Raw genomic sequence first — 21,538 nt, 5'->3', positions numbered from 1 at the left:
GTTATAAGCGATTTAAATGTTATTTTTTAAGCAAAAATTCACATTTTCTTACGCTCAAAGCTTGGAATGTTCGTTAATCGCGCTATATTCGAAAAGAATAAGAACAGGAGAAAATAGCATGGTTCAGCAAATCGATGCGCCACTGCGTGAGGATGTCCGCTTACTTGGCAATTTATTAGGTGAAACCCTAAAACAGCATGCAGGACAAGAACTGTTTAATCAGATCGAGCAAATCCGTGCTCTTGCCAAAGGTGCACGTGATGGTCAAGCTGAAGCCGAAAAGCAATTAGAACAATTATTTTTAGAATTGCCCGATGAAGAGCTATTGCCTCTTACCCGCGCTTTTTCTCACTTCCTCAATTTTGCCAATATTGCTGAGCAATATCATGTGGTACGTAGCCGCAGACAGGCAGAGTTTGATCCGGATGCAAACTCCCCGAATCCCCTTGTTCACTTATTTAAAAAGTTTAAAGATAAAAATATTTCGACAGAAAAACTGTTCCAGCAAATTTGTGATCTTAAGATTGAATTGGTACTTACGGCGCATCCAACAGAAGTGAGTCGTCGTACCCTGATTCAAAAATATGACGATATCAATGCTTGTCTATCACAACTTGATCAGCAAAAACTTACTCCGCGTGAACGACAAAATGCTCTTGCCAATTTAAAACAACAAATTAGTTCGGCTTGGCAAACAGATGAAATCAGGCAGCACCGCCCGACCCCGGTAGATGAAGCAAAATGGGGGTTTGCCACAATTGAGCAAACGCTTTGGAATGCTGTTCCTAAATTTATCCGTGAGCTAAATGAACTGGTTCAAGACAATTGCCAACAAAACTTACCACTTCATATTGCTCCGGTACGTTTTGCATCTTGGATGGGTGGAGACCGTGATGGTAACCCGAACGTTACTCATCAAATTACCCAAGAAGTATTGTGGTTATCACGCTGGCAAGCTGCCGACCTCTATCTAAGAGATATCGAAAACTTACGTTGGGAACTATCAATTCAGTCTTGTTCCGAAGAAATGGTTCAAGCCATTGGTAGTCCACACCCAGAACCTTATCGTGAGTATTTACGTGCAACACGAGAGCGTTTAAAAGCAACTCGTCATTGGTTAGCTCAGCGCCTACAAGGCTTAGAAGCTGATGACAGCAATGTCATTAAAAGCAAAGATGAACTGTTACAACCATTATTGCTGTGCTATCGCTCTCTAATTGACAGTAATCTACCTGAAATCGCGAATGGTCAACTACTCGACTTTATCTACCGTGTGAACTGTTTTGGTATTGAACTACTTAAGCTCGATATTCGCCAAGAATCAGGCCGTCATCGCCAAGCCATTTCAGCAATTACCGAATACTTAGGTCTGGGTAATTTTGAGTCATGGACTGAACAAGCGCGCCAAAACTTCCTTATCCAGGAACTCCAAAGCAAACGCCCGCTACTACCGAAGTATATTAATGAGCCAGAAGGTAGTTTGATTGGTCACCCAGATGTACAAGAAGTATTTGCAACCATGCGTACTTTGGCAGACCAGCCACCTGAGTCTTTAGGGGCTTATATTATTTCTATGGCTGAATATCCAAGTGATGTTTTAGCTGTATTGTTATTGCAAAAAGAAGCCGGTATTCAGCATCCTTTACGTGTAGTGCCTTTATTTGAGACTTTAAAAGACTTAGACGGCGCAGCAACTACCATGAATACTTTGTTTAATATGCATTGGTATAAGCAGCATATTCAGGGTAAACACGAAGTCATGATCGGCTACTCGGACTCAGCAAAAGATGCTGGCTTCATGTCTGCTAACTGGGCCCAATACCGTGCTCAAGAAGAGCTGACTGCAATTGCCCGTAAACACGGCGTACAGTTGACTCTGTTCCACGGTCGTGGCGGCTCAATTAGCCGTGGTGGTGCTCCAACGCAACAAGCACTCTTTTCGCAACCACCGGGCTCAATCTCTGGTGCAATTCGTGTGACAGAACAAGGTGAAATGATCCGCTTCAAATTCGGTCTAGAAGGTATTGCCATGCAAAACCTTGAAATCTATACCGCAGCAACGCTTGAAGCGACATTATTACCACCACCAGAGCCTAAGGCTGAGTGGCGTGAACTTATGAACCGTATGACAGATCATTCTGTGAAGGTTTATCGTCAAACAGTGCGTGAAAACCCGCATTTTGTGAAGTACTTACGGACTGTCACTCCTGAGCTTGAATTACAAATGTTGCCGCTAGGCTCACGTCCGGCAAAACGTAAAGTAAGTGGCGGTATCGAGTCTTTACGTGCCATTCCATGGGTGTTTGCTTGGACACAAATCCGTTTGATGTTACCTGCATGGTTAGGTACAGGTGCGGCGATTAATGAAGTGATTGCTGATCAGCAAAAAGCAACGCTTGATGAAATGCTTCAGCAATGGCCTTATTTCCAGACACTCATTGATATGCTGGAAATGGTATTGTCTAAAGCCGATGCCAATATTGCACTCTACTACGAGTCTCATTTGACTGAAGATGAAGACTTAAAAGTGCTGGGCAATCAGTTACGCCAACGTCTAAAAGATGCTGTGGAAACCTTGCTTGCGTTAAAAGATGAATCAAAACTATTAAGCGACAATGAAGTTTTGGATCAGTCTATGCAAGTTCGTAAACCGTATTTACTGCCTTTGCATCTTTTACAAGCTGAACTCATGAAACGCCGCCGTGATTATCTTGCTGAACGTCAGGCAGAGCATACCCCTGTTGACCATGCACTTATGGTAAGTATTGCCGGAATTGCTGCTGGTTTACGTAATACAGGCTAAGCTCATTTTACTAACTACTTTCTTAAAGCAGTGCATCTCGGATGTGCTGCTTTTTACTTGCAAAATTCCTTGTTTTTCTCAAATTTTCCTCGATTTTTCATTTTTTAGAATATTTTTTTAAAAATCATAAAATTAATTTTTATCAGAAAAAAACACCTAATTCCTTATATTTAGAATTTATAAAATTATACCGATCGTTAAAAAATAATTACTTTTCACTTTCATATTCAATACAAGAGATTAAATGCTTTTACAAGAAAGAGTATCATTGCACCAATTAAAGAATAATGAGCTTATTTTATGTCCAACTGGTTTCCCAAATGGCAGCCTTACCAAGGTGATGTTGACCATCGACCGGTCTCTACCAATGAATATCTCCCTCCAGTTCAAAGTGCTATTTTAGGTATCCAACATGCCTTTGCCATGTTTGGAGCGACTGTTTTAGCACCTTTACTCATGGGCTTTAACCCTAACCTTGCTATTTTAATGTCAGGTATCTGTACCATCCTGTTCTTCTTAATTACAGGTGGTCGTGTTCCTAGTTATTTAGGATCGAGTTTTGCCTTTATTGGTGTTGTTGCAGCAGCCACGGGGCATATCACAGGTTCAGGGGCCAATCCAAATCTTTCTATTGCGTTGGGCGGGATCGTAGCGTGCGGTATCTTTTATGCACTCATCGGTTTTATTGTCATGCTCACGGGTACACGCTGGATTGAAAAACTTATGCCACCTGTGGTGACTGGTGCAATTGTGATGATTATTGGTCTCAACCTTGCCCCTGTTACCATTAAAGGCGTTGCAGGCCAACCTTTTGAAATGTGGATGGCCTTAATTACTGTACTTTGTATGGGCAGTATTGCAGTTTTTACACGAGGCTTATTGCAGCGTCTACTTCTATTGGTAGGTTTGATCTTGGCTTATGTAATCTATGCGATTGCGACAAACGGTCTAGGTTTAGGTAAACCGATCGATTTTAGCCAGATCTCACAAGCTTCGTGGTTCGGTATTCCAAGCTTTTCACATCCTACTTTTGATACCAAGGCTATTTTAATTATTGCACCGGTTGCACTGATTTTAGTAGCAGAAAACTTAGGCCATATCAAAGCAGTAGGTGCAATGACTGGAGAAAACCTAACTCCACAATTAGGCAAAGCCTTTGTCGCTGATGGTTTAGCTACGACACTTTCTGGTAGTGTTGGTGCGCCAGGGATGACGACTTATGGTGAAAACATTGGTGTGATGGCAGTCACTCGTGTGTACTCAACCATTGTATTTGTGATTGCAGGCATCTTTGCTATTTTCTTAGGTCTATCACCAAAATTTGGCGCTGTCATTAGTACCATTCCAAGTGCAGTCCTTACAGGTGCATCTATTGTGGTATTTGGCTTAATTACCATTGCCGGTGCAAAAATCTGGATTGAAAACAAAGTCGATTTTTCTAACAATAAAAATCTGATCGTGGCTTCAGTAACCATTATTTTGGGTGCTGGAAACTTTGAATTATTGTTCGGTAATTTCAATTTAGGTGGTATTGGTACAGCAACGTTTGCAGCCATTATTTTAAACTGGCTGTTTAGTTTAAAAGATAAAACCTAAATTCTAAAAGGCAGCGCAAGCTGCCTTTTTTCATTCCGATTTAGTATGATGAATTTTTGCATTTCAATACGTTCCTATCATGCGTTTTGATTTTTTTGATTTACAGCTGGTTCTTCATATTGTCTCGACTGGTAGCCTCACCAAAGGCGCTGACCGCTCTGCGATTTCACTTCAGGCAGCGAGTGAACGTATAAAAAAACTTGAACAGTATTTTGAAACCCCATTATTTATTCGCCAAACCACAGGTGTAGAACTCACTACAGCTGGACATGCATTTGTAGAGCATGCTCGTCAGCTTTTAGCTCAAAAAGATCAACTCGAACAAGAAATGCAGCGGTTCAGACAGCCGACAACAGAAGCATTAACACTTTGGTGTAACTCATCTGCTCAAAGTGAATATCTACCTACGTTATTACCGCAATATTTGGTGCTTCATCCAGAAATGAATATCGATTTGCATGAAGCAGAAAGTTCAGAAATTGTAGATGCATTAACCCAAGGGATTGCAAGTCTTGGCCTAGTCTCGAGTTTTTTCAATACCCGACATTTACAAACTAAAGAGTTTGCAAGCGACCCATTAGTACTTATTTGCCCTGTGACACATGAGTTAGCCCACTACAAAGAGCTAAATTTAGTAGATGCTTTAAGCTATGGTTTTATTGGACTCAAATCACATCACTCTTTACAACAGTCCATTGAAACCCAAGCCAAATTATTAGGTTTTAACATCCAGTATCGGTTGCGCTTACCTAACTTTGGCGCAATTGCCGAGGTAGTCGCTAAAGGTGTAGGAATTGCGATTATGCCTGCCCGTGCTGCACAGCGCCTACAATCGGACTATGATTTTCATTCAATTCAATTGCTAGGCGCATGGGCAAACCGTAAACTACTTTTGGCCACACAAAGTTTCAATCAGTTGCCCAGTAGTTATCAACAGTTTGCAGACTTTTTATTGCAGCATCGTCCTTAAAAATTGACTTAATGCAAAATCATATAAAGTCCTAATGACATCAAGCCTATAAAAAAGATACGGCGAAATATTTGCTCATTCAGTCGATAGCGGATTTTTTTACCGATCCACATTCCAATGAGCGCAGCTAACAACGCAGCGAAAGATAAACGATAGTCCAGTGTTATCCCTGACATCGGGTTATGGTGTAAAAACACAGCAAGGCAAATGGTAGAGACCGTAAAGGTTAATCCTAAAGCCTGTACCAACTCATCACGTTTTAAATGCAAAGACTGCAAATACGGTACGATAGGAATAATAATGACGCCTGTTGCTACAGTCACTGCCCCGCCGATATATCCAATAATGGGTGATAACCAGCGCTCATGCTTTCCTAAATGCGGAAGTTTCTTCACACATAGACCATAAAGTCCATATAAGGCCAACATGCAACCTAATAAAATTTCACTACTTTGACCATGACTTTGACTTAAGGTAGGTAGAAAACTCCATATTGAGCCCACCACAATACCTGCGAGCAACGTCCAGAAACGGCGAATAAAAGCCCAGACATGTCCTTCGGCAAAAAGCTGCCAGACGTTGGTGACCATTGAAGGAACAATTAAAAGAGATGCAGCCTGAAAAGGGCTCATTGCGATGGTGAGTAAGCCCATTGATACCGCAGGCAAGCCTAAGCCGATCATGCCTTTAATCATGCCCGCAAAGGCAAACACCATCATAATAATTGCTAGAAATGTCACTGTTTATCTCCGATTCCCTACAAGGTTATGCTACGGAAAAAACAGGCTTTGCCCTATTCTTGTTTTTAGGAGTAGGCCTCAATTAGAAGTTGAGGCCGTTTTGTATTTTTCTTCTAAAACATTGCTAAAAATACTTTCAATCATCCAAACCCGATACAGGCTATTAAATACATAGCTTTGCCCATCGATACGCAACTCTAAAACCGGCAAATCAGGTTGATGCTTGTCTTGGCAAAGTGCATCATTTTGCGCTAAAACCGACTGTATATCCTGTTCAGTTAACTGCTCAATACCCAGTTGCTGCTGTAACTGTTGGAAATGCTTCTGGAAAGATAGATCTTTTCCTTTCGTCCAAACAGCCTGCAAAATAGTGAAAATTGTATCAAGTTGCTGATTTTCCGGCACACTATAGAAAAGCTTTGCCATCCCAAGCGTACTTTCTTCTGTAGGTCGGCAAAAAGGTGTAAAAGCAACCTCGGTACGTTTAGACACACGTGTTGCCAAGCTCCAGTCAAACCAGTCTCGGCCCCGATAACTCAAAGGATAAACTTTTAGCTGAATATCATAATAGTCTGCGAGCTCTTCTTTAATATAGGCAAGCAACAACCAGCTCATCGGGTCTTCTAAAGCGATAAATACATCAAGTTCAGGATGCAAAGCCTGAATTTCATTTAACGCCTCAGCATCATTAATCAAATGTTCACGCCATTCGATATGATTAATTAAAAATATCGGATTACCTGTCAGTAACTTTTGTTGTTTTAAACGTCGGGTTAAACGTAATAAATCATCTACTGCATGATATTTACGTCCACCAAACTCAAAGTATGCCGCTCGAACAGGTTCATCCGTAAAAATACGTTCTGGAAAATGCTGAGGAACCTGATGCTTGACTGCCATGGCATGTAGAGTACGCAATTTTCCATATTGCTGTTGCCAAAGCATGTGAAAGATATCTTCAAGTAAATGTAAGAAGTTCTGACCTTGTAGTGGGGTTCTTTTTAATATGACAGCGGCTTGTTTTAAAGATTCTGGACTTGGGATTTCTGGAAACTCATCAAAAGCAAACCGGTGCTGATTTGCTAAAATTTTGGCATCATTTAAACAATAATGCTGCCACTCCTCATGCGTCATGCTATTTGGAGGTTCAGAAGCCGTATGGGAAATAATAATTTTTAAAGGTTTAAGTTCATCACTTAAAATTTCATCTAGCTGAGACAATTGCTGAACAGCCAGATAGCTATACACATCATCAAGTCGTAAATAAATACTTAAACCATTTTCCGTGGGTAACACCGCTTGACGAGAAGGCTTTTGGTAAAACCAGCTCGATCGGATAGGGTCAAACCAACGGCGTAGCAGTGACATGAGTAGTGCCTCTAAAAATAAATCCTAAGCGAGATCAAAAGTTATTTTGATCATAGTGCAAGGTGAAACAGTAGTCGAGATGGAAAAATGACTATCTGAGTTCGCGCAGAAAATATGTCATGTTATTTCGCGAGTTTCTGCGTAGGTGAAGATTTTATCACCATTTTATGGCAAACCCATAGAATGATCTGAAACCACCTTTTTCTACAAGCGGATTTTTTTTACCAGACATAAAAAATGCACCCTTAACATGATAACAATTCATCGTGTTAATGGGTGCATGTTTCCTACTCAATTATTAAAATTGAATATTTTATAGAACGCGTACAGCTCCTTTTGCTGCACTTGTGGTATGCATTGCATAAACTTTTAACGCTTTTGATACCTTACGTTTACGTTCTTCCTTCGGATGCCAACCTTTCGCTTCTTGAACTGTACGACGGTGCGCTAAAGTCGCATCATCAATATTCAAGTGAATGGTACGGTTTGGAATATCAATTTCGATGGTATCGCCATCTTCAACCAAACCAATCGCACCGCCTTCAGCAGCTTCTGGCGAAACGTGACCAATTGAAAGACCTGATGAACCACCAGAGAAACGGCCATCTGTAACTAACGCACAGTCTTTTCCTAAACCTTTCGATTTAAGATAGCTGGTTGGGTAAAGCATTTCTTGCATGCCCGGACCACCACGTGGACCTTCGTAGCGAATAACAACCACATCACCAGCTTTAATTTCATTGCCTAAAATTGCTTCTACCGCTGCATCTTGGCTCTCAAAAACGCGTGCTGAACCTGTGAATTTTAAAATAGATTCGTCAACGCCCGCAGTTTTTACAATACATCCATCAAGCGCAATGTTGCCGTAAAGAACAGCTAAACCACCATCTTTAGAGAATGCATGTTCTGCATTACGAATCACGCCCTTTTCACGGTCGCCATCTAAAGTTGAGTAGTAACGGTTTTGTGAGAATGCAACTTGAGTTGGAACACCACCCGGAGATGAACGGTAGAACTCATATACATCTGGATCTTCAGTACGGATAATATCCCACTTATCTAACGCATCTTTTAATGTTTTCTCATGTACAGTTGGTACAGATACATCAAGTAGATTCGCACGATCAAGCTCGCCTAAAATGGCCATGATACCGCCTGCACGATGTACATCTTCCATATGTACGTCTTGTTTTGATGGTGCTACTTTTGAAAGCACTGGTACTCGACGTGACAATTCATCAATATCGTCCATCGTAAAGTCAACTTCAGCTTCATTTGCCGCAGCTAACAAGTGAAGAACTGTATTGGTTGAACCACCCATGGCAATATCAAGTGTCATCGCATTTTTAAAGGCAGCTTTAGTGGCAATTGAACGAGGCAAAATACTTGCATCATTTTGCTCATAGTAGCGTTTGGCCAATTCAACAATAAGCTGACCTGCTTTTAAGAATAATTTTTTACGATTTGCATGCGTTGCAACGATAGAACCATTGCCCGGTAACGATAAACCTAGCGCTTCTGTTAAACAGTTCATTGAGTTCGCAGTAAACATACCTGAACACGAACCACAGGTTGGACATGCTGAACGTTCAAATTCTGCAACTTCTTCGTCTGTGTAGCTGTCATCAGCTGCAACAACCATAGCATCTACAAGGTCAATTGCTTTTTCATCACCGCGGAATTTAACCTTACCTGCTTCCATTGGTCCGCCAGACACAAACACCACAGGAATATTTAGGCGCATCGCAGCCATCAACATTCCCGGAGTAATTTTGTCACAGTTCGAAATACACACCATCGCATCGGCGCAATGTGCATTCACCATATATTCAACTGAGTCCGCAATTAAATCACGTGATGGTAATGAATAAAGCATGCCATCATGCCCCATTGCGATACCGTCATCCACCGCGATTGTATTGAACTCTTTAGCAACACCACCTGCTGCCTGAATTTCTGCCGCGACAAGCTGTCCTAAATCTTTCAGATGGACGTGGCCCGGAACAAATTGGGTAAATGAATTGACCACTGCAATAATCGGTTTGCCGAAATCTTCATCTTTCATTCCTGTTGCACGCCATAAGCCACGTGCGCCAGCCATATTTCTTCCGTGTGTCGATGTTTTTGAACGATAGTCAGGCATTTGTGTTTCCAACAAGTTGTGCTTGAGTGAAATGACTTCCACTCTGGCTGAATGATACTGATATAGCGTTAGATCAGTCGGAATATTGACTCATCATCATAATTTGATCATTCTCCATTCTATAGAAGCAAATAATATTGGGAAAGCCAAGAACGATAATACTCAGTCAATATTTAGCAAAACTTACATGAATAATTTTTTATTTTTTTATAACCTTTTTTTATCAATAAAAGTTTTTGAATAATTTTTTGTTCACTATTTATGGCTTTAGCTCTCCTTTGTACCTCGATTTAGGGCTTCAATCGTTTTTCACGTATACTAGCGTTAAACTTTTTTTGGATTGCATTTGTGAAAATTATTTTTGCTGGCACCCCCGAATTTGCTGCAACAGCATTGGCGGCTCTACTAAAAACTTCCCATGAAATTATCGCGGTTTATACTCAACCAGACCGTAAAGCAGGTCGTGGACAAAAACTAACACCGTCTCCTGTAAAACAGCTTGCGCTGGAACATAATATTCCTGTTTATCAACCGCTTCACTTCAAAGCTTCAACTGAAGAAGGCCTGGCAGCTCAACAAGAACTTGCTGCTTTAGGCGCTGATGTCATGGTAGTTGCAGCATATGGCTTAATTCTTCCACAAGCTGTGCTCGATACACCTAAATATGGTTGTTTAAATATTCACGGCTCATTATTACCACGCTGGCGCGGTGCAGCACCGATTCAGCGTGCAATTGCAACAGGTGACGATGAAACTGGTATCACCATCATGCAAATGGCGGCGGGTTTAGATACAGGCGATATGATGTATAAAACCTATTGCCCAATCACTTCCGAAGATACATCAGCGACGTTGCATGACAAACTTGCAGCTCAAGGTGCAACAGCAATTTGTGCGGTACTTGAGTCAGAAGAAACTCTGCAAAAATATTTAGCAGAACGTGAAGTTCAAGACGAAAGCTTAACAGTCTATGCGCATAAACTCGTGAAATCAGAAGCTCGTATTGATTGGTCTATGAATGCAGTTCAAGTTGACCGCAATATCCGGGCATTCAACCCATGGCCTGTTGCCTTTATTCAACTTGATGAAAATAATGCGCTGCGTGTTTGGAATTCAACAATTTCTAATCAAAACAAAGCAGATGCTCAAGCTGGTGAAATTATTGCAATCGATAAACAGGGTGTACATGTCGCTTGCGGTGAAAATACATTTATTTGTTTAACGAGTGTGCAGTGGCCGGGTGGTAAAGCATTAAATACTCAACAAATTGCACAAACTCAAAAACTTCACGTAGGACAGATTCTGCCATGAGTCAGGTTACTTCAAATTCATCACGTTTTAACCTGCGCGCTCAAGTCGTCCAGACCTTGCTAAAAGTTCAGCAAGGTCAATCGCTCGCTAGTATTTTAAATACACAGCTGAATCAAGTAGCAGAGCGTGATCGTGCACTATTTCATGAACTTGTTTTAGGTACATTGCGCCAATGGTTCGCACTTAAGTCAATTAGCCTGCCTTTACTCAGCAAACCTTTAAACAATGAGACTGTAGAAACCTGCCTATACGTTGGCCTTTATCAAGTTTTATGCACGCGTATTGCAGCGCACGCTGCCATCTCGGAAACAGTCGATGCAACTAAACAACTTGGTTTCCCTGCACTCAGTGGTATTGTTAATGCAATTTTGCGTCGAGCAACTCGTGAAACTGATGACTTTCAGCAAGGTTTACAGCAAGCACATGGCTTACCAAGTTGGCTTTTTAAACGGTTAAAAAAGGATTGGGGAGAACAAACAGAAGCTCTCTGCCAATCGTTAAAGCAAGCCGCGCCTTTAACTTTACGGGTGAACCAGCGTCATATTGGTCGAGATGCTTATTTAGCAAAACTACAAAGTTTAGACATTCAGGCACGTGCGTGTTTGTTTTCCGAAGCTGGTATTGTCCTTGAGCAATCTGTACAAATCACTCAGTTACCGGGTTTTGAACAAGGCTGGTTCTCTGTACAAGATGAACATGCACAGCTATGTTCCACCTTGTTGCCTGATTTAAACAATAAAACGGTTATTGACGCTTGTGCGGCCCCTGGTGGTAAAACGGCTCATTTGCTTGAAAAGTTTAAACCAGCACAGCTCATCGCCATTGATCAGGACCCCAGTCGTTTAGTCCGCGTGACTGAAAACTTAAATCGCTTAGCACTCGATCAAAGTCATACGGAAATTTTGGCAGCCGATGCAACCAAGTGGACTCCTGTTCAACCTGTAGATTGTATCGTACTTGATGCTCCTTGTTCTGCGACAGGTGTGATTCGACGTCATCCTGACATACGCCTATTGCGCCAATCTAGTGACATAGCCCAAACCATTGAGCTACAAAAGCAGATCTTAGAGCACATGTGGCAGCAACTCAAAGTTGGCGGTACATTGCTTTATATCACCTGCTCAATTTTAAAATCTGAAAACGAACAGCAGATGACTAACTTCTTCACAGAACATGCTGATGCAAAAGAAGTGAAAATCGAGGCAGATTGGGGAATTGAACAAGTTCATGGCAGACAACTGTTGCCAGAAGCACAATCTGGTGATGGATTTTATTATTGTAAAATTCAAAAAATTGCATAAAAAAAGCAGGCGTTATGCCTGCTTTTTGACTAGATCAGAATATCAAAGTGTATGCTGATCTTTTACTTCTTCTAAAACTTCATCTAACTCTTCAGGATGCTTTGTTAAATGTAAGATGGATAATGCTAATCCACCCCATACAAATACCATCGAAATTATTAACATCACGATTGCCGAAGTATTCATTATTTTATCCTCCTAGCGATCTTTCATTTTACTTAACACGATAGCAACGACTGCACAGAAAATCACACTGCCCCAGCCGAAGACACCTTGTAAGCTCATACTATAAGTATCATAGCCATTTTTGATCAAATTAAAAACAGTCATACAGAGTGTTGTTAATAAGATTAAAGAGGTAATGACTGTTAAAGTGAAGTCCCAGCCTTTACCCAATTGAATGGTTGAGATACGGTTTACATGGTCGCGAAGCTCTTTAAGTGCTGAACGTTTAAACCAAGCTACGCTAATAATTGATAATAAAGCCCCACCAATAATCCCAATGTTATTAATAAAGTGATCAACAATATCAACGAGCTTAATTGCGTTTACACTTGAGAATAAAATAATTGAAACCAGTGCACTACCACCACCAATAATCGTTACCGCTTTCTTACGTCCCCACTTTAACTTATCTTGCATTGCTGCAATAGGCACTTCCAAAATACTGACCATTGAAGAAATACCAGCAACAAATAATGAAGAGAAGAATAAAAGACCGAATAGATCAGCACCAGAACCTAAACTTGAAATAATTTTAGGGAAAGCAATAAATGCGAGTCCGATACCGCCACTCACAACATCCTTAACTTCAGTACCTGCGGCATGTGCCATAAAGCCAAGCGCTGCGAAGATACCAATACCCGCTAAAATCTCTGTTGATGCATTTGCAAAACCAACGATTAAACCAGAACCAGTTAAATTCGTTTTTGGTTTTAAATAGGATGCATAGGTGACCATGATCCCGAAACCAACTGAGAGTGAAAAGAAAGTATGGCCATAGGCAGCTAACCAAACTTTATAATCCATCATTGCAGACCAGTTCGGTGTAAAGAATGCATTTAAACCTTGTACCGCACCTGGTAAACGTAACGATTGAATAACTAAAATAGTGAAGAGAATGAATAATAAAGGCATGAAAATCTTATTCGATAATTCCACACCTTTTTTCACACCACCATAAAGAATGATGAGAGTAAGTGCCCAAATCCCAACAATCGGCCAGAATAAATGACCTACAAACTGTAGATCAAAGCCGGTTGCTTTTGTGGTCTGCAAATAGGTATTAAAGAAGAAACCTTCCGGATCACTTCCCCACATTTGGCCAATAGAGAAGTAAACATAGCTACCAGCCCATGTAAGTACGCTTGCATAGTACAAACCAATGATGATACAGACACAAACCTGCCACCACCCTAATGTTTCACCACCTTTAAATAAGGCACGATATGCCTTAGGAGGTGAACCAGTACTACGATGGCCTACCGCATAATCTAAAAATAATAACGGTAAACCAGCAGTAATGAGTGCTAATAGATAGGGAATAAGAAACGCACCACCGCCATTTTCATACGCAACGTACGGAAAGCGCCAAATATTACCTAAGCCTACAGCCGAACCAACGGCTGCAATAATAAAACCAGATCGTGACGTCCAGTTTTCACGAGTATCTGTCATAGAACACCTAATGTTAAAAGATTACTTATTTTTACTGCTATTGTTGATTGTTATTCCGCATGCAAAAAAAGAACCAAAAAATACTTTTGTGTTTGTAGAAAATAAAATGCACCTTTTGAGTATTTTTATTCCCTTAACAAACAAGCAAAAATAGAAAATTCTTCCTTAAAGATTTTTGTCCATTTTTTGCCCCTATATAGCTGAACAATACCTGTTTTTATTTCTTTTTACTGTAATTTCCGTCTGAAAATTTACGTTTTTTTAGAGATTCTTATCTAGATTGGTTATTTTTTAGCTAATATTCCTGTTTTAAAGCATATTATTACCTTCTTATATTCAATGATATTTTCTACCATTAAAATTTCATTCCCATCCATAAAGTAGATATATCAACTAATTTATAGATGAGTAAAATATCAAAGTATTATCGATCCCTTACACAAAATTTATACTAAAACCTCTAAAACTCAACTCATTATAAGCAATTAATTTTTATACAAAAATTAATTAAATAAAAGAATGTTAAAAATTGAAGATATAGAAGCTTTATATTCACCATTTTTCATCAATGCATAACTGCAAAGATATCTATATCATGCGTTCAAAGATTTTCTTTTTAGGATTGATGATGAAAATATTAAAACTGTCTTTTTTAGCACTCGGGATGGGACTTAGCGGATTCGCACAAGCAGATTTTATAGGCGTAAAAGGAGACGTTGGCTACTGGTTTTATGACGGCAAAGCTAATATGTCTTCACAATCTCCTGAAGATCAAGATCTAGACCGAAAAGGTAGTGCTCAACTTTCATTAGCTTTTGAGCACCCAATCCCGTTTATTCCAAATGCAAAAATTCGTTATGTTAATTTAGATACTCAAACTAAATCAGAAACTTTGGGTCAAGCTAACTATAACGTTGATTTAGATCATAGTGATTTTATTCTCTACTATGAGTTACTAGATAATATTGTCAGTGTAGATGCAGGTCTTGGTGCAACTGTACTAAATGGAGATATTACTGCCTATACTGGTAAACGTGTAGATATTGATAAGACATATCCGATTGCTTATTTATCAGGTGAAGTAAAACTTCCATTTACAGGGTTAAGCGCTAAAGGTGAAGCAACATATACAAACTTTGATGATGCAAAAATTACAGATGCGTTAGTGGAAGCAAAGTATAAGTTTGCCGATAATTTATTAATCGATTTAGGCTTAACAGCTGGTTATCGTATCCTCAATATCGATTTAGATGATTACGATAACAATGATCTTAAATTTGAATTTAAAGGACCTTATGTAGGCTTAGAAGCACATTTCTAAATTAAAACAGAATTTTGAGCTTCCCCATATAAAAAAGAACTCTATAAGAGTTCTTTTTTATTCAACCATACTCACATATTTTGGACATTTTTGAATTCGTTGACACTATTCTTGAATATTTGGGTATAACTTTAAATCGAAGCCGCCTTCCTCAGCTACATGCGTGTATGCATATAAAGCAATATCAGCAATTGTAAATTTATTTCCAACAAGATAGTCGTGCTCTACTAAAGCTTTATTCATAATAGATAACGCTTTATGGCCTTTTGGTTGTAATTTATGATATTCCTCTATTCTTTCTGGCGGTAAACCTAGATATTTATTAATAAAACGAGCAACTGCAATAAACGGTTCATGGCTATATTGTTCAAAGAACATCCATTGGTACATTTTTGCCTTCATATAAGGATCTGCAGGAATCAATTCCGTTCCCTCAGCCAAGTAGCCTAGAATAGCGTTAGACTCACTTAGAACCCGTCCATCATCTAAAACTAAGACAGGTATTTTCCCATTAGGATTTAAAGATAGAAACTCTGCTGTTTGAGTATCTTTATTTAAAATATCAACATGAATCCATCTATGATTTATATTTAATAGGGATAGTAACAGTTTGATTTTATAACAATTACCTGAATCTACATCACCATAGATTATCATAGGTACTTACCCCCTTATTCTGCATATTTAAATATATAATTTTCTTATTGTTTATAACACAACACTTCCATAATATTTTGATTTACCGGCTATAAAAAAACACCCCAACCTCTTTTGAGATTGGGGTGTTTAGAATAATGAGCTGGCGATGACTTACTCTCACATGGGTAATCCCACACTACCATCAGCGCTAAGAGGTTTCACTTCTGAGTTCGGGAAGGGATCAGGTGGTTCACTCTTGCTATGGTCGCCAGCACAACTGTTTATGGATACTTGCTTAGGTCTTACTTGATGCCGAAGCGTTTTCCAAATCTGTAACAGACTGGGCTGAATTGAATCTTACTTTATCTGTTCATTTTAGCTAGAGGTATAACTAAATCAAGTTGTCTTGCATATTTAAGAATCGATTGATGCTTCATATACAACTGCTTGGGTGTTGTATAGTCAAGCCTCACGAGCAATTAGTATTGGTCAGCTTCACATATCACTATGCTTCCACATCCAACCTATCAACGTCCTAGTCTCGAACGGCTCTTTAGAGGACATAAAGTCCTAGGGAAATCTTATCTTGAGGTAGGCTTCCCGCTTAGATGCTTTCAGCGGTTATCCCTTCCGAACATAGCTACCCGGCGATGCGACTGGCGTCACAACCGGTACACCAGAGGTTCGTCCACTCTGGTCCTCTCGTACTAGGAGCAGATCCTCTCAAATTTCCAGCGCCCACGGTAGATAGGGACCGAACTGTCTCACGACGTTCTAAACCCAGCTCGCGTACCTCTTTAAATGGCGAACAGCCATACCCTTGGGACCTGCTTCAGCCCCAGGATGAGATGAGCCGACATCGAGGTGCCAAACACCGCCGTCGATATGAACTCTTGGGCGGTATCAGCCTGTTATCCCCAGAGTACCTTTTATCCGTTGAGCGATGGCCCTTCCATACAGAACCACCGGATCACTAAGACCTACTTTCGTACCTGCTCGACTTGTGGGTCTCGCAGTTAAGCGCGCTTTTGCCTTTATACTCTACGCGTGATTTCCGACCACGCTGAGCGCACCTTCGTACTCCTCCGTTACTCTTTAGGAGGAGACCGCCCCAGTCAAACTACCCACCAGACACGGTCCTCGTCCCGGATCACGGGACAGAGTTAGAACCTCAACATTACCAGGGTGGTATTTCAAGGACGGCTCCACTGGAACTAGCGTTCCAGCTTCAAAGCCTCCCACCTATCCTACACAAGTAAGGTCAAAGTTCAGTGTCAAGCTGCAGTAAAGGTTCACGGGGTCTTTCCGTCTAGCCGCGGGTACACTGCATCTTCACAGCGATTTCGATTTCACTGAGCCTCTGCTGGAGACAGCGCCGCCATCATTATGCCATTCGTGCAGGTCGGAACTTACCCGACAAGGAATTTCGCTACCTTAGGACCGTTATAGTTACGGCCGCCGTTTACTGGGGCTTCGATCAAGAGCTTCGCTTACGCTAACCCCATCAATTAACCTTCCAGCACCGGGCAGGCATCACACCCTATACGTCCACTTTCGTGTTTGCAGAGTGCTATGTTTTTAATAAACAGTTGCAGCGGCCTGGTTTCTGCGGCTGTCGTCAGCTCAGGAAGCGAGTTCCATCACCAACAACAGCGTACCTTCTCCCGAAGTTACGGTACCATTTTGCCTAGTTCCTTCAGCAGAGTTCTCTCAAGCGCCTTGGTCTACTCGACCTGACCACCTGTGTCGGTTTCGGGTACGATTCCTGTGTAACTGAAGCTTAGAGACTTTTCCTGGAAGCATGGCATCAACCACTTCGCTGTACAAGTACAGCTTGCTATCAGATCTCAGCATAGAGTACCCCGGATTTGCCTAAGATACATGCCTACATCCTTTCACCTGGACAACCAACGCCAGGCTGATTTAGCCTTCTCCGTCCTCTCATCGCATTACACAGAAGTAATGGAATATTAACCATTTTCCCATCGACTACGCCTTTCGGCCTCGCCTTAGGGGTCGACTCACCCAGCCCCGATTAACGTTGGACTGGAACCCTTGGTCTTTCGGCGAACGGGTTTTTCACCCGTTTTGTCGTTACTCACGTCAGCATTCGCACTTCTGATACCTCCAGCATGCTTCTCAACACACCTTCATCGGCTTACAGAACGCTCCCCTACCACGTATACAAAGTATACATCCGCAGCTTCGGCACATAGTTTTAGCCCCGTTACATCTTCCGCGCAGGCCGACTCGACTAGTGAGCTATTACGCTTTCTTTAAAGGGTGGCTGCTTCTAAGCCAACCTCCTAGCTGTCTATGCCTTCCCACATCGTTTCCCACTTAACTATGATTTTGGGGCCTTAGCTGGCGGTCTGGATTGTTTTCCTCTTGACTACGGACGTTAGCACCCGCAGTCTGTCTCCCGGATAGTACTCATAGGTATTCGGAGTTTGCATCGGTTTGGTAAGTCGGGATGACCCCCTAGCCGAAACAGTGCTCTACCCCCTATGGTATTCGTCCGAGGCGCTACCTAAATAGCTTTCGGGGAGAACCAGCTATCACCAGGCTTGATTAGCCTTTCACCCCTATCCACAAGTCATCCCCTGGCTTTTCAACGACAGTGGGTTCGGTCCTCCAGTTAGTGTTACCCAACCTTCAACCTGCTCATGGATAGATCGCCTGGTTTCGGGTCTATACCCAGCAACTAAACGCCCTATTAAGACTCGATTTCTCTACGGCTCCCCTATACGGTTAACCTCGCTACTGAATATAAGTCGCTGACCCATTATACAAAAGGTACGCAGTCACACCACGAAGGTGCTCCCACTGCTTGTATGCATGCGGTTTCAGGATCTATTTCACTCCCCTCACAGGGGTTCTTTTCGCCTTTCCCTCACGGTACTGGTTCACTATCGGTCAGTCAGGAGTATTTAGCCTTGGAGGATGGTCCCCCCATATTCAGACAAGGTTTCACGTGCCTCGCCCTACTCGTCATCATTATGTGTGCCCTTTCGTGTACGGGAATATCACCCTCTACGTTCGCACTTCCCAGAGCGTTCCACTAAAACACACATAACTTAATGGGCTGATCCCCGTTCGCTCGCCGCTACTGAGGGAATCTCAATTGATTTCTTTTCCTAAGGGTACTGAGATGTTTCACTTCCCCTCGTTCGCCTTGCAACACTATGTATTCATGTTGCAATACCTACCTTAAAGTAGGTGGGTTCCCCCATTCAGACATCTCCGGATCAAAGGATATTTGCCGCCTCCCCGGAGCTTTTCGCAGGCTATCACGTCTTTCATCGCCTCTGACTGCCAAGGCATCCACCACATGCACTTAATTACTTGACTATACAACCCCAAACAGTCGATGTTACCTACAAGTTAGTAACTTCAACATTTCAGTTTAGAGCACTGTGCACTTAAGCACCGTACAGCTTCAATCTAAATTCACATACCAAAACGCTTGATTCAGTTAATTTGCTAGTTCTCAATTCATCTAGATTAATCGCTTAACCTAAACTCTTGAGTGAACAATTTATTTCAGACTCAATTTTGCCAATCTGTTAATGAGTTAATGTGTCTTCGTCAGATCACACTAATTACCGTGATAATGAAATCACAGAAGTTAATAAACCAAGATCTCAATCTTTATTTACTAATTTCTGTAATCCGAACTTATCTTAAGTTCTGGTGGAGACTAGGAGAGTCGAACTCCTGACCTCCTGCGTGCAAAGCAGGCGCTCTACCAACTAAGCTAAGTCCCCAGCTTACATCATCAATCATGTATCTTTTATCTATAACTTCAACCAGTCAAAGTCATGGTGGGTCTGACAAGACTTGAACTTGTGACCCCACGCTTATCAAGCGTGTGCTCTAACCAACTGAGCTACAGACCCTCAGATACATCTATGAAGAACAACTTGTTGTGGATTCTTACCAATCGTCAATCTTTCGTTAAGGAGGTGATCCAGCCGCAGGTTCCCCTACGGCTACCTTGTTACGACTTCACCCCAGTCATCGGCCACACCGTGGTAACCGCCCTCTTTGCAGTTAGGCTAGCTACTTCTGGTGCAACAAACTCCCATGGTGTGACGGGCGGTGTGTACAAGGCCCGGGAACGTATTCACCGCGGCATTCTGATCCGCGATTACTAGCGATTCCGACTTCATGGAGTCGAGTTGCAGACTCCAATCCGGACTACGATCGGCTTTTTGAGATTAGCATCACATCGCTGTGTAGCAACCCTTTGTACCGACCATTGTAGCACGTGTGTAGCCCTGGCCGTAAGGGCCATGATGACTTGACGTCGTCCCCGCCTTCCTCCAGTTTGTCACTGGCAGTATCCTTAAAGTTCCCATCCGAAATGCTGGCAAGTAAGGAAAAGGGTTGCGCTCGTTGCGGGACTTAACCCAACATCTCACGACACGAGCTGACGACAGCCATGCAGCACCTGTATCTAGATTCCCGAAGGCACCAATCCATCTCTGGAAAGTTTCTAGTATGTCAAGGCCAGGTAAGGTTCTTCGCGTTGCATCGAATTAAACCACATGCTCCACCGCTTGTGCGGGCCCCCGTCAATTCATTTGAGTTTTAGTCTTGCGACCGTACTCCCCAGGCGGTCTACTTATCGCGTTAGCTGCGCCACTAAAGCCTCAAAGGCCCCAACGGCTAGTAGACATCGTTTACGGCATGGACTACCAGGGTATCTAATCCTGTTTGCTCCCCATGCTTTCGTACCTCAGCGTCAGTATTAGGCCAGATGGCTGCCTTCGCCATCGGTATTCCTCCAGATCTCTACGCATTTCACCGCTACACCTGGAATTCTACCATCCTCTCCCATACTCTAGCTCACCAGTATCGAATGCAATTCCCAAGTTAAGCTCGGGGATTTCACATCCGACTTAATAAGCCGCCTACGCACGCTTTACGCCCAGTAAATCCGATTAACGCTCGCACCCTCTGTATTACCGCGGCTGCTGGCACAGAGTTAGCCGGTGCTTATTCTGCGAGTAACGTCCACTATCTCTAGGTATTAACTAAAGTAGCCTCCTCCTCGCTTAAAGTGCTTTACAACCATAAGGCCTTCTTCACACACGCGGCATGGCTGGATCAGGGTTCCCCCCATTGTCCAATATTCCCCACTGCTGCCTCCCGTAGGAGTCTGGGCCGTGTCTCAGTCCCAGTGTGGCGGATCATCCTCTCAGACCCGCTACAGATCGTCGCCTTGGTAGGCCTTTACCCCACCAACTAGCTAATCCGACTTAGGCTCATCTATTAGCGCAAGGTCCGAAGATCCCCTGCTTTCTCCCGTAGGACGTATGCGGTATTAGCATCCCTTTCGAGATGTTGTCCCCCACTAATAGGCAGATTCCTAAGCATTACTCACCCGTCCGCCGCTAGGTCCAGTAGCAAGCTACCTTCCCCCGCTCGACTTGCATGTGTTAAGCCTGCCGCCAGCGTTCAATCTGAGCCATGATCAAACTCTTCAGTTAAAATCATTTTGCACCTTATTTATAGACAAGGTACCAATTCTGGCTCATCAATTACTGACTTAAATTTCGCTCAAATAAACTTCGAGTAATTTAAACCAATCAATCAATGAAAATTATTTCGATTAATCAATCAGTAAAAATCCACACAAGTTGTTCTTCAATTCTCTTAATGAT

The 21,538-nt window shown here is 42.1% G+C and carries 12 protein-coding genes, 2 tRNA genes and 3 rRNA genes; 6 read left to right on the top strand and 11 right to left on the bottom strand.

The window, feature by feature from the left end; translation table 11 throughout:
* Positions 1-118: 118 nt before the first annotated feature.
* From ppc to MKL62_RS15490, 3 genes are all read left to right on the top strand, one after another.
* On the top strand, positions 119-2,803 hold the full coding sequence (gene ppc / locus MKL62_RS15500; RefSeq protein ID WP_000250584.1) for a phosphoenolpyruvate carboxylase: 2,685 nt from the start codon (positions 119-121) through the stop codon (positions 2,801-2,803).
* A 300-nt stretch (positions 2,804-3,103) separates the two neighbouring features.
* Positions 3,104-4,399: a solute carrier family 23 protein gene (locus MKL62_RS15495; RefSeq protein WP_000073454.1), complete on the top strand. Its 1,296-nt coding sequence runs from the start codon at positions 3,104-3,106 to the stop codon at positions 4,397-4,399.
* Between the two features lie 79 nt (positions 4,400-4,478).
* On the top strand, positions 4,479-5,369 hold the full coding sequence (locus tag MKL62_RS15490; RefSeq protein WP_001209848.1) for a LysR family transcriptional regulator: 891 nt from the start codon (positions 4,479-4,481) through the stop codon (positions 5,367-5,369).
* An 8-nt stretch (positions 5,370-5,377) separates the two neighbouring features.
* Here the strand turns inward: MKL62_RS15490 and MKL62_RS15485 are convergent, their stop codons facing one another.
* From MKL62_RS15485 to ilvD, 3 genes are all read right to left on the bottom strand, one after another.
* A complete protein-coding gene (locus MKL62_RS15485; RefSeq protein ID WP_000143321.1) occupies positions 5,378-6,109 on the bottom strand; it encodes a sulfite exporter TauE/SafE family protein in 732 nt (243 codons plus the stop codon).
* A 78-nt stretch (positions 6,110-6,187) separates the two neighbouring features.
* Positions 6,188-7,477 (bottom strand): hypothetical protein, encoded by a 1,290-nt coding sequence (locus MKL62_RS15480; protein ID WP_000055250.1) that lies wholly within the window; start codon positions 7,475-7,477, stop codon positions 6,188-6,190.
* Positions 7,478-7,790: 313 nt separating this feature from the next.
* Positions 7,791-9,620 (bottom strand): dihydroxy-acid dehydratase, encoded by a 1,830-nt coding sequence (gene ilvD, locus MKL62_RS15475; protein ID WP_025469976.1) that lies wholly within the window; start codon positions 9,618-9,620, stop codon positions 7,791-7,793.
* 348 nt (positions 9,621-9,968) lie between these two features.
* Here ilvD and fmt point away from each other — a divergent pair, with 348 nt between their 5' ends.
* The gene (gene fmt / locus MKL62_RS15470; protein WP_000691199.1) at positions 9,969-10,931 is read left to right on the top strand and encodes a methionyl-tRNA formyltransferase; all 963 of its coding nucleotides are present in this window, start codon (positions 9,969-9,971) and stop codon (positions 10,929-10,931) included.
* Positions 10,928-12,232 (top strand): 16S rRNA (cytosine(967)-C(5))-methyltransferase RsmB, encoded by a 1,305-nt coding sequence (gene rsmB / locus MKL62_RS15465; RefSeq protein WP_000084727.1) that lies wholly within the window; start codon positions 10,928-10,930, stop codon positions 12,230-12,232. The genes fmt and rsmB overlap by 4 nt, the downstream gene beginning before the upstream one ends.
* Before the next feature lie 42 nt (positions 12,233-12,274).
* Here rsmB and MKL62_RS15460 read toward each other — a convergent pair whose 3' ends face one another.
* Together MKL62_RS15460 and MKL62_RS15455 are read right to left on the bottom strand one after the other, a co-directional pair.
* Positions 12,275-12,418, bottom strand: coding sequence for a methionine/alanine import family NSS transporter small subunit (locus tag MKL62_RS15460; protein ID WP_001097630.1), 144 nt, complete (start codon positions 12,416-12,418; stop codon positions 12,275-12,277).
* 12 nt (positions 12,419-12,430) lie between these two features.
* On the bottom strand, positions 12,431-13,909 hold the full coding sequence (locus MKL62_RS15455; RefSeq protein WP_000132725.1) for a sodium-dependent transporter: 1,479 nt from the start codon (positions 13,907-13,909) through the stop codon (positions 12,431-12,433).
* Positions 13,910-14,537: 628 nt separating this feature from the next.
* Here MKL62_RS15455 and MKL62_RS15450 point away from each other — a divergent pair.
* On the top strand, positions 14,538-15,230 hold the full coding sequence (locus tag MKL62_RS15450) for a TIGR04219 family outer membrane beta-barrel protein (RefSeq protein ID WP_000698062.1): 693 nt from the start codon (positions 14,538-14,540) through the stop codon (positions 15,228-15,230).
* Between the two features lie 105 nt (positions 15,231-15,335).
* Here the strand turns inward: MKL62_RS15450 and MKL62_RS15445 are convergent, their stop codons facing one another.
* The 6 genes from MKL62_RS15445 to MKL62_RS15420 all read right to left on the bottom strand — a co-directional run bounded on the left by MKL62_RS15445 (position 15,336) and on the right by MKL62_RS15420 (position 21,364).
* Positions 15,336-15,887, bottom strand: coding sequence for a glutathione S-transferase family protein (locus MKL62_RS15445; protein WP_005127802.1), 552 nt, complete (start codon positions 15,885-15,887; stop codon positions 15,336-15,338).
* Positions 15,888-16,027: 140 nt separating this feature from the next.
* Positions 16,028-16,142, bottom strand: a 5S ribosomal RNA gene (gene rrf, locus MKL62_RS15440).
* 185 nt (positions 16,143-16,327) lie between these two features.
* Positions 16,328-19,220: ribosomal RNA gene (locus MKL62_RS15435) — 23S ribosomal RNA — on the bottom strand.
* A 340-nt stretch (positions 19,221-19,560) separates the two neighbouring features.
* Positions 19,561-19,636, bottom strand: a tRNA-Ala gene (locus MKL62_RS15430).
* A 55-nt stretch (positions 19,637-19,691) separates the two neighbouring features.
* A tRNA-Ile gene (locus tag MKL62_RS15425) sits at positions 19,692-19,768 on the bottom strand.
* Positions 19,769-19,827: 59 nt separating this feature from the next.
* Positions 19,828-21,364, bottom strand: a 16S ribosomal RNA gene (locus MKL62_RS15420).
* The 16S, 23S and 5S rRNA genes sit together here with 2 tRNA genes alongside, the layout of an rRNA operon.
* Positions 21,365-21,538: the final 174 nt, after the last annotated feature.

The organism is Acinetobacter sp. AOR01_HL (genome assembly GCF_027855455.1).
GTDB lineage: Bacteria > Pseudomonadota > Gammaproteobacteria > Pseudomonadales > Moraxellaceae > Acinetobacter > Acinetobacter baumannii.
Note: the sequence above shows the minus strand (reverse complement) of the source record. Positions and strands in the feature narration are given on the sequence as shown.